General features: G+C 37.4%; 16 protein-coding genes, 1 tRNA gene and 4 pseudogenes. 16 read left to right on the top strand and 5 right to left on the bottom strand.

The annotated features are described in order from the left end of the window. Positions 1-97: 97 nt before the first annotated feature. Positions 98-311, bottom strand: a pseudogene (locus E3U36_RS03755) (RNA-binding S4 domain-containing protein). A gap of 8 nt (positions 312-319) precedes the next feature. After that, on the bottom strand, positions 320-1,192 hold the full coding sequence (folD, locus tag E3U36_RS03750) for a bifunctional methylenetetrahydrofolate dehydrogenase/methenyltetrahydrofolate cyclohydrolase FolD (RefSeq protein ID WP_180817147.1): 873 nt from the start codon (positions 1,190-1,192) through the stop codon (positions 320-322). A gap of 187 nt (positions 1,193-1,379) precedes the next feature. On the opposite strand from folD, the gene E3U36_RS03745 reads away from it, so the two are divergent. Beyond that, a tRNA-Arg gene (locus tag E3U36_RS03745) sits at positions 1,380-1,456 on the top strand. Positions 1,457-1,487: 31 nt separating this feature from the next. Here the strand turns inward: E3U36_RS03745 and E3U36_RS03740 are convergent. Continuing rightward, positions 1,488-2,144 (bottom strand): annotated as a pseudogene (locus E3U36_RS03740) (site-specific integrase); the annotation flags it as partial. 29 nt (positions 2,145-2,173) lie between these two features. Continuing rightward, positions 2,174-3,130, bottom strand: a complete 957-nt coding sequence (locus tag E3U36_RS03735) for a TerC family protein (RefSeq protein ID WP_180817146.1) — start codon at positions 3,128-3,130, stop codon at positions 2,174-2,176. 532 nt (positions 3,131-3,662) lie between these two features. Here E3U36_RS03735 and E3U36_RS03730 point away from each other — a divergent pair. From E3U36_RS03730 to E3U36_RS03710, 5 genes and pseudogenes are all read left to right on the top strand, one after another. Then, the gene (locus tag E3U36_RS03730; RefSeq protein WP_180817518.1) at positions 3,663-4,328 is read left to right on the top strand and encodes a DedA family protein; all 666 of its coding nucleotides are present in this window, start codon (positions 3,663-3,665) and stop codon (positions 4,326-4,328) included. Between the two features lie 223 nt (positions 4,329-4,551). Continuing rightward, positions 4,552-4,842 (top strand): annotated as a pseudogene (locus E3U36_RS03725) (ElaB/YgaM/YqjD family protein). Position 4,843: 1 nt separating this feature from the next. Next, positions 4,844-5,119, top strand: coding sequence for a phage holin family protein (locus E3U36_RS03720; RefSeq protein ID WP_439647277.1), 276 nt, complete (start codon positions 4,844-4,846; stop codon positions 5,117-5,119). Between the two features lie 163 nt (positions 5,120-5,282). Beyond that, positions 5,283-5,534, top strand: coding sequence for a YqjK-like family protein (locus E3U36_RS03715; RefSeq protein WP_180817145.1), 252 nt, complete (start codon positions 5,283-5,285; stop codon positions 5,532-5,534). A gap of 229 nt (positions 5,535-5,763) precedes the next feature. Then, complete coding sequence (locus E3U36_RS03710) at positions 5,764-6,159, top strand: DoxX family protein (RefSeq protein ID WP_180817144.1); 396 nt, start codon at positions 5,764-5,766, stop codon at positions 6,157-6,159. A gap of 60 nt (positions 6,160-6,219) precedes the next feature. Here the strand turns inward: E3U36_RS03710 and E3U36_RS03705 are convergent. After that, a pseudogene (locus E3U36_RS03705) lies at positions 6,220-7,137 on the bottom strand (LysR family transcriptional regulator). Between the two features lie 229 nt (positions 7,138-7,366). On the opposite strand from E3U36_RS03705, the gene E3U36_RS03700 reads away from it, so the two are divergent. The 10 genes from E3U36_RS03700 (at position 7,367) to E3U36_RS03670 (ending at position 13,165) form a co-directional block, all read left to right on the top strand. Next, positions 7,367-7,951 (top strand): pirin family protein, encoded by a 585-nt coding sequence (locus E3U36_RS03700; protein WP_238337508.1) that lies wholly within the window; start codon positions 7,367-7,369, stop codon positions 7,949-7,951. A gap of 197 nt (positions 7,952-8,148) precedes the next feature. Then, complete coding sequence (locus tag E3U36_RS12500) at positions 8,149-9,315, top strand: BglG family transcription antiterminator (RefSeq protein WP_238337507.1); 1,167 nt, start codon at positions 8,149-8,151, stop codon at positions 9,313-9,315. Further along, positions 9,281-9,562, top strand: a complete 282-nt coding sequence (locus tag E3U36_RS12495; RefSeq protein ID WP_238337506.1) for a hypothetical protein — start codon at positions 9,281-9,283, stop codon at positions 9,560-9,562. The genes E3U36_RS12500 and E3U36_RS12495 overlap by 35 nt, the downstream gene beginning before the upstream one ends. Before the next feature lie 17 nt (positions 9,563-9,579). Then, a complete protein-coding gene (locus tag E3U36_RS12490; RefSeq protein WP_238337505.1) occupies positions 9,580-10,116 on the top strand; it encodes a PTS sugar transporter subunit IIA in 537 nt (178 codons plus the stop codon). Positions 10,117-10,132: 16 nt separating this feature from the next. Then, the gene (locus tag E3U36_RS12485; RefSeq protein WP_238337504.1) at positions 10,133-10,303 is read left to right on the top strand and encodes a hypothetical protein; all 171 of its coding nucleotides are present in this window, start codon (positions 10,133-10,135) and stop codon (positions 10,301-10,303) included. Positions 10,304-10,675: 372 nt separating this feature from the next. Next, positions 10,676-11,014: a transcriptional antiterminator gene (locus E3U36_RS03690; RefSeq protein ID WP_180817143.1), complete on the top strand. Its 339-nt coding sequence runs from the start codon at positions 10,676-10,678 to the stop codon at positions 11,012-11,014. Between the two features lie 20 nt (positions 11,015-11,034). Further along, positions 11,035-11,400 (top strand): SFCGS family glycine-rich protein, encoded by a 366-nt coding sequence (locus tag E3U36_RS03685; RefSeq protein ID WP_180817142.1) that lies wholly within the window; start codon positions 11,035-11,037, stop codon positions 11,398-11,400. After that, entirely contained in the window at positions 11,397-11,636 is a 240-nt protein-coding gene (locus E3U36_RS03680; RefSeq protein WP_238337503.1) for a DUF4312 family protein, read from the top strand. Before E3U36_RS03685 ends, E3U36_RS03680 begins: the two co-directional genes overlap by 4 nt. Before the next feature lie 87 nt (positions 11,637-11,723). Further along, positions 11,724-12,512 carry a DUF4311 domain-containing protein gene (locus E3U36_RS03675; protein ID WP_180817140.1) on the top strand — a complete coding sequence of 263 codons (789 nt, stop codon included), beginning with the start codon at positions 11,724-11,726 and terminating at the stop codon, positions 12,510-12,512. Positions 12,513-12,514: 2 nt separating this feature from the next. Beyond that, the gene (locus E3U36_RS03670) at positions 12,515-13,165 is read left to right on the top strand and encodes a DUF4310 family protein (protein ID WP_180817517.1); all 651 of its coding nucleotides are present in this window, start codon (positions 12,515-12,517) and stop codon (positions 13,163-13,165) included. The last annotated feature ends 5 nt before the right edge of the window (positions 13,166-13,170 follow it).

Raw genomic sequence — 13,170 nt, 5'->3', positions numbered from 1 at the left:
AAAGCTATAAATCATTACTTAAAAATGAGTAAAAATTAAGCAGAAGCTTAGCCCCCGTTATAAGTGGCATTGTTAAATATTTTTTTATAATTGATGATTACTCTTTAACTATTACGCTGTTATTAATTAAAGTGACAATATTATTTTTGTTAATTTTACAGCGTTTACTGGTTTCAATTTCACCATCAACTTTTACATCACCTTGGGCGATAAGTGCTTTGGCTGCGGCGCCGCCTATCCACCCAACCTTGCAATTTCAATAAATCACATAATTGAATATAAGGCTGCCCATTTAGATGAAAGGTTTCCATTTTATCGCCTACTGGTTAGTATTTTGAATATCATGATATTCTTCACAAGCTTGTAAGGTATTTTGCATAAGTGTTGCCACTGTCATTTGGCCAACGCCACCAGGCACAGGAGTGATCCAGCTAGCGCGTTGTTGTGCTTCTTGATAGCAGACATCGCCAGTAACTGTGCCATTTTCAAGCCGATTAATTCCCACATCCATAATAATGGCACCAGGTTTTATCCATTCACCGGGAATAAAATTTGGTTTACCAACAGCGACAACTAATAAATCAGCCTGCTCTATATGTTGACGTAAATTAGTAGTAAAGCGGTGGGTGACAGTAGTTGTACAACCAGCAAGTAACAATTCCAGGCTCATTGGGAGACCTACGATATTTGAAGCACCAACAATAACTGCATTTAAACCAAGTAGATTAATTTGGTAGCGCTCAAGTAAGGTAATAATGCCGCGAGGTGTACAAGGGCGTAGTCTTGGGGCTCGTTGGCAAAGACGGCCTATGTTATAAGGATGAAAACCGTCAACATCTTTTTCTGGATGTATATGCGCTAGTATCTTGATATAGTCAATAGTTCTGGGCAGTGGTAATTGAACCAGGATGCCATCAATTGCCTTGTCATTATTAAGTTGATCAATTAATTGTAAAAGTTCAGACTCAGTGGTTTTTTCCGCTAAATCATATGAGCGAGAAACAAAACCAACTGCTTCACAAGTACGACGTTTACTGTTTACGTAGATCTGTGAAGCCGGATCATTACCTACTAAAATGACTGCAAGTCCGGGAGCTCGCTTGCCTAGTGAAAGTCTCAATTTAACTTTTTCGGCAATTTCCTGTTTGATTGTTTCGGAAATCATTTTTCCGTCAATAATTTTTGCTGACATTTATTTCATTAATCCATAAAAACATTGTGATACTGCTATTTTGTCAGAAGAAAGCGATGCTGTCAGTTTTATTAGTAGTCAGAAAATGAGCAGATAGATAATTTGTCATTGAAAAGACGTTGACTCAGTGCTCAGCAACCGTATAATCCAACGACATTATTTTATTATTGAATAAGCGTTTTTCTAAGCGCCCTTAGCTCAGCTGGATAGAGCAACGGCCTTCTAAGCCGTAGGTCGTAGGTTCGAATCCTACAGGGCGCACCAATAAAATCAATAGGTTACGTGGCTTTGTCTCTTAGGAATTATTTAAAAGTGCCAGATTAGTGACATCGTTTGCCAACGCCTCGTCAATTTTCTTGGCATGCTCAGTCAGGTGGCTGGGCGAAAGGTGTGCGTAACGACGTACCATTTCGATAGATTCCCAGCCACCCATTTCTTGTAAAGCGGACAAGGGTACGCCTGCCTGTACTAACCAGCTTGCCCATGTGTGACGTAGATCATGAAATCTGAAATCTTTTATACCTGAGCGCTTTAGGCCGGTCTTCCACGCTGAATTATCATCTACGCGCAGTTTCCTGACTTCGGGTGTTTTTCCTCCTCCTGCTGTATGTTTCGCTTTAGTATGGACAAAGACATAACGGTTGTGGCGGCCTATCTGGTCTCTCAAAACCTTACAAGCAGTATCATTGAGTGCAACGCCTATCGCTCTTCCGGCTTTGGCATTTTCCGGGTATATCCAGGCAACCTTCCGTTGCATGTCCACTTGTGACCACTCAAGATCGATGATATTTGAGCGGCGTAGCCCTGTGGCCAGCGCGAAGATGACGATGTGTCGAAAACTTTCAGGCATACATTTAATCAATGTAGATGCCTCATCTTGTGTTAACCAGCGGATCCGCCGACTAACGGGTTTCCTGACTTTGACCACAGGTGCTTTTTCAATCCACTTCCATATAATATTTAAATATATTTATTTAGTAATTAAATGATTTTTTTGCATTTATTAACAATATGATTAATGAACATCGTTAATGTTAAAATCCCCGCAACAATACTTAGGGATACAGCGGTTGGAATATGAAAAATATCCATTAATAACATTTTTATACCAATGAAAATTAAGATAATAGATAGCCCGTACTTTAGCATAGAGAATTTTTCAGCAATACCTGATAAAACAAAATACATCGCTCGCAAACCTAAAATCGCAAATAGATTTGAAATCAAGACAATAAAAGGATCCGTGGTTACTGCAAAAATGGCAGGAATGCTATCGACGGCGAAAATAATGTCACTAATCTCAACTAAAATTAATATAATAATCAACGGAGTAGCAAATAAAATACCTTGTTGACAAATAAAAAAACGCTCGCCATGTAAAGTATCTGTCATGCGTAAATGAGAACCGACCCATTTTACTAGTGGTTTTTTATCAATCGATTGATCATTTTCTTTAACAAAAAACATTTTTATACCAGTAAATAATAGAAAAATGCCAAAGAGATACAAAACCCAGTGAAACTGAGAGACTAGCCAACTACCTGTAAAGATCATGATAGTACGCAATACTATCGCACCCAAGACACCATAGATAAGAACTCGGCGCTGTAAATTGACTGGGATTGAAAAATAATTAAATAACATTAACCAAACAAATACATTATCAACAGCTAACGCTTTTTCCAGTAAATAACCGGTCAAAAAAGCCATTGTTTGGCGATTAGCAATCGTTAGGCTAGTTGTCTGTTTAAAATAAAACCATAAACCTAAGGCAAACAATAATGCCAAACTAATCCAAATAAAACTCCATACAACAGCCTGTCTTACTGTTATTTCTCTTCCCGGATGCTTACCCTGTAAAGAAATATCAATAAGTAACATAATCGCAATAACAACAGTAAAGATTGCCCATAATACGGGAGTACCAACAGAATGCATTTTAGCTCCTAGAAACGAAAAACGGCCGATTCCTACAGAAGGCTCAGCCGTTATAATCCATTTTAGTCTTCATAGGTTTCTATTCCACTAATTTAAATTATAAGTAAACCTTGCCCGCTGGCAAGGTCTCACTTACAACACAAAAGCTACTTTGATATCCACCTGTGATGCCCGGTTACCGGGTGCATAACACCGTAATGACGATAGACCGGCTAAAGAAGTTACTCCCCTTTACTAGCTATTACAATAAAAGATCTGCTAGCAAAATACAAGATATAGGTAAATGTACTTCATGAATTGTAAAAAAATAAAATATTACATAGAGAGTCAATTGCAACGAAAAATTTGCTATTTAGTTATTTATGATTTTGTTAGAGTATTACACTAGTCTAATATATTATGCTTATATCTGAATTTAATATTTAGGCTTATGCTACAACCCTTTTAACTAGGTTCACATTATCTCTAATAAGGGATAATAGGTAATAACTACCAATTAGGTTTAAAGATCACGGTATTTAGGAAACTCTTGATGGAATTAGTTAAAGAACTTTTTTTTGCACTCTGGCATCAAGATTACAATATGCTAATGAATCCTTCATTAGTATGGGCTATCTACATTATATTATTTATAATATTATTTTTGGAAAATGGAATATTACCTGCCGCTTTTTTACCCGGTGACAGTTTACTCATTCTAGTAGGCGTCCTAATAGCTAAAGACACTATCAATTATCCATTGACAGTTATTATCTTAACCGCAGGTGCCAGTTTGGGTTGCTGGGTAGGCTATCTTCAGGGTAAATGGCTAGGAAATAATAAAATTGTGCAAAGCTGGCTTTCTCATTTCCCTGAACATTATCACCAAAGTGCTTATGGCCTGTTTTATCGCCATGGCTTGGCAGCGCTGCTTATTGGCCGCTTTCTTGCTTTTATCAGGACCATCCTACCTACCATCGCCGGCCTATCCGGTTTACCTGATAAACGCTTCCAGTTTTTTAATTGGCTTAGTGGATTACTTTGGGTATTGATTTTAACTACTATTGGTTATGTATTCGGTAAAAGCCCACTCTTTCAATACTACGAACACCAAATCATGAGTATTGTGATGCTGATCCCGCTTGTTTTGCTTTTTATTGGCCTAATAGGCAGTATAGCCGTAGTACTAAAGAAAAAATTTAAGCGCCGTAATCCCTAAATCCAAGCTAACTTATGCTGTTGCCTACTTTCCTGGTAACAGCATAGCTTTCGGTCAAACCATTTATCAAATTTTCATACCAGTATAATTATTTTTATATTTCAATATAACAAATTTTAAATTACCTTAAATGAGATATAGATTGATTTTATTGGTTCTTTTACTATTCTCAAAGAATAAGAGTGATAAAAATTAACATTATTTATTGAGAGAGGTTAACATTATGAAAAATAACGAAAACCTGCGTACAGAATTAAAATCATTAGCGGATTCTTTGGAAGAAGTTTTGCACAATACAGAAAATAAATCCAAAGCAGAAATTTACAAAATTCGCCGTAAAGCAGAAAAAGCGTTAGATGATTCTCGCCAAAAACTGAGTGATCTAAGCGGTAAAATTATTCATCAAACTAAGGAAGTTGCTGGCCGTGCTGATGATTATGTACATTAAAATCCATGGACAGGTGTTGGTGCCGCTGTCTGGCTGGTATTAGGCATTTTACTGGCTAAACGTTAATATGCGAGAAAATCAACATCCAGATGGACCGGCTAAAGGCTTGCTAAGCACCTTACAACGGATAGGTTCTATTCTTATTAATATGGTTGAGACAAGGTTGCAACTTGTTGCCGTCGAACTCGAACAAGAAAAGCAGACCTTTGTCCAACTGATTTTATTAGCCGACACCATATTACTATTGATCGCATTTGGCCTTATGAGTTTGCTGGTATTAATTTTTCTCATGGTTGATCCAGCCTATAGTATACAAGTCGTTGCGATTACAACCGCTGTTTGACTTATCCTAGCGTTATTAGGTACTTGCTGGACATTAAAAATAGCCCTTAGCAAGATTCTATTAGCGGCAACCCGTGAACAATTAAAACAGGATATCAAACAGTTAAAACAGAATGAAGATGAAACTGAGTAAACGTAAACAACTGGTATTAAAAAAGCAGTAATTGTTAACCAAGGTTCAGCAGCAGCGTAATGCGTTATCAGCTACGTCTGAACCTTGGTTAACAATTACTGCATCTTATGATCGTACCTGGCAAAAAATGTTAGTTTTCAAACCACTGCTCATTGCTAGTTTCTCCTTAATTGCACTCTATAATATCCGTCATCCTAAAAAACTTTATCGACTCAGTCGACGAGCTATCGGTGTTTGGGGGATATCAAAAACCATACAAACATTTATAGCCAAAAAAGCATAATCCATTTACGAATTGATAATAACAATTCACTCCTTTTAGACAAAAACTATTCTCGATTAATTCATTCAATTTTTTTGCATAATAGATTGAATTTTCTTAGCTAGTATTTTTAATAATGTAGGCTTTACTATAAATAAAACAGCAATTAACTACTCTTGCCTAGCAGTCAAACTGCCCACTACAGATTAAAAACTATTACTTTAAATATGATGCTTTAAGAGAGATGAATATGAAAAACATAGATAATATCACTATCCTAGTGGCGCGTATTCTGATGCCACTGTTATTTATTTTTGCCGGATATGGTAAGCTTTGTAACGGCTATATCGAAACTCAGCAATATATGCATGCGATGGGGGTCCATGCATTTTTACTACCATTGACTATTATATTAGAGTTTAGCGGTGTGATTGCCATACTATTGGTTTTTTTAACCCGAACCATAGCTATTTTTACCGTTGCTTTTAGTCTATTAACCGCTTTTATTTTTCACTTCAAATTTGCCGAAGGCGATAACCAATTAATGTTTTTAAAAGATCTTTCTATTGCTGGCGGCTATATGCTATTAGCCATTCTCGGACCAGGCAAATTTAGTATTGATCACTGGTTAAATAAAAAATGGTAATAGTTAAAGCTTGGGCGATCATTTTACCATCGCCCATAAGTAAAATTTAACCGAATATTTTTACGATAACTGAAAAGAATAGTGATCACTATTAAACAATTGGGGGATCTGGCGTAAGCACCAAAATTTAGCTTCACCAATTTTGCCACGATGCCAGGCCATAATAATATTAGTCTCTTGACTATACTCTGATCCTACGACCATTAATCGTCCTGCTTTAATATATTTTTCAACCAACGTATATGGCATGGTTGCAACACCTAAGCCCGCTAATAAAGCGCGACGTTTTTCATCGATTGAACTTACTGTTAATCTCTGCTGTTTATCTAACAACTGTACCGTTAAGACTGGCCGTTGTTTAGCGGTATCTGAAATGGCAATCCTACGATATTTGATCCGAGTCATGTCGGAAAGTGGCTCTGGCTCTTGATGAATAGGATGCTCTGGACTGGCAACATAAACATTATTAATAGTACCAAGTAGACGACTATTAATTTCAGGTGAAGAGCGAAAATGCAAATCAGGCGCAATAACAATATCTGCTTTACCTGTTTCTAAACACTACCATGCACCCGCTAATACTTCAGTCAATAAAGAGAGTTGAGTTTCAGATTTTTGTGCCAATTTATCAACTAAAGGAAAAAGCGTTGAGACGGGGATCAATACTTCACAAACGATGGTAAGATAAGGTTCCCAACCGCGCGCCAATGCTTCAGCATCAACAACAAGTTTATCTGCTGCTTCTAACAATAGCCGCCCTCGTTCCAACAACATCCGACCAACGTCAGTAAAACGTGTTCGATGGCCAGAGCGATCAAAAAGCACCACATCAAGCTCTTCTTCTAATTTTTGCATCGTATCACTTAATGCAGAAGGAACTTTACCCAATTCATCAGCTGCGGCTGCAAAACTTCCGCGTCGATCAATGGCATTCATTACGCGTAATGCATCTAATATTAGTGCCCGCTCTTTACTCATAAAGGATCTCAATCAAGAAATTTGAATGTTTAACTCAGATTAACTAGCTAACAATTTTACGTCTAGTTAATTATTATTTTTAATCATAAATTATCTGAACGGTAAAATTACTATGATAATTCCTAGAATACAAAAACAGTGTGGTCATGCTGATTTTGTTTGGCTACAAGTACAATATACCTTCTCTTTTGGCCACTATTTTAATCCTGATTTTACCCATTAAGGCGCTTTGCGAGTATTAAATCGAGAAACTATTGCGCCAAAAGCCGCTTGTCAGGCCAAAACCTATCCCAATATCGATATCATTAATCTTGTTTTACAAGGCGACGCTGAATTCCACGATAGCGAAGGAAATCGCATTCATCAATCTGAAAATGAGTGTTTACTTTTATCTCAGATACCTCATATAAGTTATAGCGAACACAATGTTAGTCACGAAAAACCGTTAATACAATTACAACTATGGATAAATGCCTGCGTTGAATATTTCTGCCACCCGCCACAAAAACGTAAACTCGCTAATAATGATGCGTTGACATTACTTGCTTCACCAAATGGTTCGGAAAATAGCTTAAAAATCCGCCAACAAACTTGGATTAGTCATATTTATTTAAAAACAGAACAAAGTATGACGCTTAGTCTGAAAGGAAAAAATAGTTATCTATATTCCATTACAGGAATAGTAAAATTAGCAAACAACAATCACAAGATAGCTTATATTCACTGTAGTGATGGTGCATTTTTCATGCATGAACAAAAGGTAAAATTAACTGCCCAAACAGATTTTCGTGGCATATTGATTTATTTAAACTAAATATAAAATTGATAACTTTCAATAAAATATTTAATAAAAAGATCGACAGCCAATAAAAGTGATAGAATAAATACAGTTGTTTTAATAGATATAATTTATTTGAATGTCAGTGATAGCCTTTTTATCAAATTTATAACTAGGATATCATATTCAATCACAGACAACTTTTCTATTTTATTAATTGAAAGGTATTACTCGTGGCGGTTTTTACAAATCAACGTATCCACCAGATTTTTACTAATATTCAGAGCGAAATTGTATCGCAAGGTGAGCTTGCTAAACGTTTTGGTGTTTCAACGCGCACCATACGTTCAGACATCAACGAATTAAATGAATATTTGCAAGACTATGATGCGTGCATCGTTTATGAGCGTGGTAATGGCTATCATTTAAAAATTAATAACGAAGCTCTTTTTGCTACCATCAAAACGGAAAAAATAGCCGATGATGAAAATATTCAGCGAACAGCCAGAGATCTGGTTGATGCGTTATTATTAAAGCTATTAATGCTACCATTACCATTACCATTACCATTACCATTACCATTACCATTACCATTACCAGTTAAGTTAGATGATATCGCTGAAAAATGGTTTATTAGTCGCGGTACCATACAACAGGACATGAGTATCGTTAGAGAATATTTGCATAAACATGACATCCAGATCGAAGGTATCCCCCATCAAAGAATAAAATTAAGTGGCAATGAATGGACGATTCGTACTTGTATTACCGAAATATTATGGCACCGTTTCTCACAGGACATAAATAAAGATATCGCTAAATTTAGCCTGACTTATCTTGATAATATTGATTTAACCTATATTGATAAAGTATTGCAAAATAGTCTTAGCCGTTTTGATATTCTACTGACTAACGAAGGCCACCAATATCTCATTTTCAATTGTGCTACCACTATCTTACGTATTACTCGTGGCCGTGAATTAACCACTTTTATCAATAATGAAATGGATCCTGTTATTCGAAATGCGGTCAAAGAAATTTCAAACGGGCTGATTTACTTTCTTGGTGGTGCACTATCAAAAGCAGAACAAGCTTACTTATGTACGCAACTTGCAGCACAACGTATTATTGGTAACGAACAGCCCAATCAAAAAACGGGCTTACATACCAAACTACTTGCTCATATTTTGCAATATATAAACGACTCATATAATTACTATTTACGTAATGATGAAAAACTAAAACGTGATTTGACAACCCATCTCGCCACGTTATTAACTCGTTTACAATTTAATATTAATACACCAAATCCTTTACTTGACGATATCAAACAATATTATCCTTTTGCTTATGATGTCACCCTCGATGCCCTACGCAGTGCCAGTACCCTGCCCAATTAGTGAAGACGAACTTGGTTATCTTGCAGTTCATATTGGGGTAAGTTTGGAATGTAATTATGGTACCAGCCATCATCGGCCAACACAGGTTTTAATCGTTACTGATTCAGGCAACTCAACAGTACGTGTGATAGAAACCAAAATTATGCGTGAATTTCCGCAACTAAAATTTAATCGTGCGCTGTCGTTACAAGAATATGAAACCTTAGAAAACATCGATGAAGATTTTGTCATCACCACCATTCGATAGCAGAAAAAAATAAACCGGTGGTGAAAATCGCTCCCTTTCCTACTCCCTATCAACTGGAGCAAGTCGGGCGTTTAGCGATGATCAACCAAACCAAACCTTATATTATTGAACGATTCTTTGATGAACGTTATTTCATCATACTTAATGAAAAAATTAGCCAAGAAGCACTTTTTAAGAAAATCTGTAAAAAACTGCAAGCCGATGGTTATGTCACTAGCGATTTTTACCCATCACTGCTCGAACGAGAATCAATTGTCTCTACTCTACTGGGTGAAGGAATTGCCTTACCTCACGCATTAGGTTTATTAGCGAATAAAACAGTGGTGGTTACGATTATTTCACCTCAATGGATCAAATGGAATGCAGAAACCAAGGAAGTTGCTAATGTCATTTTTCTGTTGGCGATTAGTAAAGCTGACTATGAAGAAGCTATCGCTATTTATGAGTTATTTGTAACTTTCGTCAACGAAAAAGCCACTAAAAGATTAATTAATAGTAGAAATTTCAATGCTTTTCAGGTTATTGCTAAAGATAGTTTGAGTCGTATTAATTAATCATTTCCACTTAATAGTGGAAAAGTGGAAAAGTGGAAAAGTGGAAAAGTGGAAAAGTGGAAAAGTGGAAAAGTGGAAAAGTGGAAAAGTGGAAAAGTGGAAAAGTGGAAATAAAAGTGTGATTTTTAGTGATCATTATCATAAGACAGGTAACTTTTTTATCTTTTTGCTAGTCACTTATTTTTAGTTTACTTTAAACTGGCAAGCCAAATTTCCAGAAATCTATTATTATTCCGTAGGCTATTTCCACTTAACGATCTCACTAAATAAACAAATAATTAATCAACTTTACATTGCCTAATCTACTGATATAAAACAAAAATAATAATATTCCAACGCGTTGAATAACAACATAAATAATAAAAAATTAGCCTTTGATTTAGTTAAACTTCCAGTTTGATTAAAATTAATTCGCTATTTTTATCTTTATTTTTCCAGATATTTGCCAGTTTAAAGTGGAAATGTTTCCTCTCCAAAACCATACTGGAAAGAACTAAAGTTATTAACAATAGCAAAAAACCAGTTTTATATTAATTTCCAAATGGGATAGCGAAAGTTTATGAGTCAATCCTCAATTGTTTTTAATGTCGCAAAAGATAACCTGGATGTAGAGACTGTCACCAATAAATTAATTTCTATTATTGATGGCTGGCTAAAAGCTAAAGGGGCCCATACAACTGATGTTCAACAACAGATGCTACGTTCTCACGTTAAAGCAATGGTAGAAAGAGCCAAAACAGGTGAGTCTTTACCTGAAGTGGATGTCTCACTATTTGAGGAAATATCCCCTGAATCAATTGCCTTGGCCGAGAAAGTTGTTAATACCTTGCCAGGTTTAGCTTACGAAGAGGCTTATCTGCTGTCAGTTCATTTTGAAGTAGCACGTTCTAACTCATAAAGATAATAGGAGAATTAAATATGAAACAGATCCATGTCGTTATTGGTGACCGTTTAGGCAAAGGACAAAAAGTAGCTGCCGGTGTTGAAACTGCCGGTGGTAAAGCAACCGTCATTCCCGGTGTTGCTGCTGATATGAAGTTAGGCGACGTAATGAAAGAGCATAATGCAGACTTAGGGATCTCATTTTGTGTTAGTGGCGGTGCCTGTGCCATTACTGCACAGACTAAGTATGGTTATAAAGCACGTTATGGGATGCGTTCTATTGAAGAAGGCGAAACAGCGATTGCAGATGGCTGTATTGTCCTCGGATTTGGTTTTATGGACAAAGAGGAGTTGGGCGAACGTTTAGTTAAAGCATTCAATAAGAGATATGGCAATGCATGATGAAACAGAAAATGGAAACATCTGTACGTGTTAATAGTCAAGGGAATTCCCGCCAAAAAGCACTTGCTGATGCACTAAGTTCAATTCAACGTACCGTACTAAAAAACACTGATAACATTCTGTTACGTATCGAACCGAAATACATCACCGTTATCAGTGCTAAAGTAAAAACAACAACAGAAAGATTCCTTTTCTTATTCTTACCCCGCAAGCGTGAATATTTCTCTGTTGTGTGAGATGTCTCATTAGATATCACCTTGCTAAATGTTAAAGAAATCATATTTACCGCTAAATAATCGGTATCTTGATTTGGAGAAAATGTCATGGGCGAGACAACGTCTTTGTTAGAAATACTCGGCATATACCTAATTATCGGTGGCTTATGTGGTTTTGGCCTCGGTGCAGGTGCTGCGCGTATGTTTCACGCACCCACTGTCCAAGGTATGGGGGCTTTCCGTACATTAGGTGAATTAAATTCCTGTGAAAGCGATCCTGCTTCTCACTTTTCATTGGGCTTAGGTTTTTTCTTCAACGCTTGGGCATCATCCGTTGCTGCTGGTGCATTTACCCAAGATGTTGATCACCGAATCATACCCAACTGGGGTACCGCCGTTTTAATCATCAAAAACCGCAATATCGCAGAAACGATGCATAACCCAAAGAAAATGGCCATTGCCTGTGGCATTATCGGTGCCTTGGTAGTTGCCTTTTTGAACACAACCGCTTCTGCCGTTCAATCTGCACTACAAACTACGGCAATTCATGTCTTAGTTCCAGCAGCAAATTTATTAGTCGAAATCGTCATGCCGGTTATCTTCTGGCTAGCCGCCATGGATGCTGGTCGCCGTTCTGGTTTCTGGGCAACACTGTTTGGTTGTGCACAACTTATTATGGGCAATGCCATTCCAGGTCTGGTACTTGGGATCTTAATTGGTAAAGGGGTCGACGATAGTGGCTGGACAAAAATTACCCGCACTATGATGGCAGCAGTGATTTTATTGTTCGTACTCAGCGCCTTCTTCCGCGGATTTGATGTCAAAATACTCGAATCTTTCCATCTTGGTGCACCAAACTGGCTGCCACATATCCACCAAATCATGAGTGGAGAATAATGATGACAACGGAAATCAATAAAAAAGACTTTTGGTATGCAGAGTGGTCATTTCCTCTGTTTGTTGGACTACTGTCCGCCGGCATCTTTGCCGGAACCCATATGTATGTCGTTTATGGCTTCGGTGCTTTCAATGAAGTTGCCTTCGTGGCGATGCTACGTTCTGGTCTCGATACCGGTGTTTTTGGTGCAGTAGCTGCATTTGGTGCTAGTTTTCTATTTGCTCGTATCATTGAAGGCTCACTGGTAGGGATCCTGGATATTGGTGGCGCGTTGCAAACTGGGCTCGGTTTAGGCGTACCGGCGCTATTACTTGCTAGTGGTATGGACTTTTTAGTCACCAATTTCTGGGCATCACTGATGACCGGCTTAGTATTAGGTATCGTTATTGGTTGTATCATTATCTTCGCCCGCAAATTTACCGTTGGACAAACTAATTCGACCTTCGGTGCTGATGTCATGATGGGTGCAGGTAATACCTCTGGTCGGTTTTTAGGCCCATTGATCATCTTAGCCGCCATGGCAGCTTCGATTCCAATTGGTATTGGCTCACTTATTGGTTCACTACTTTTTTATATTTGGAAAAAACCGATTGCCGGTGGAGCAATACTCGGCGCGATGGTTCTGAGCTATTTCTTCCCTATCGCCGCTTAAATTAG

This window comes from Arsenophonus endosymbiont of Aphis craccivora (assembly GCF_013460135.1).
Lineage (GTDB): Bacteria > Pseudomonadota > Gammaproteobacteria > Enterobacterales > Enterobacteriaceae > Arsenophonus > Arsenophonus nilaparvatae.
The sequence above is the reverse complement of the archived record's forward strand: the minus strand, read 5'-3'. Positions and strand labels throughout refer to the sequence as shown.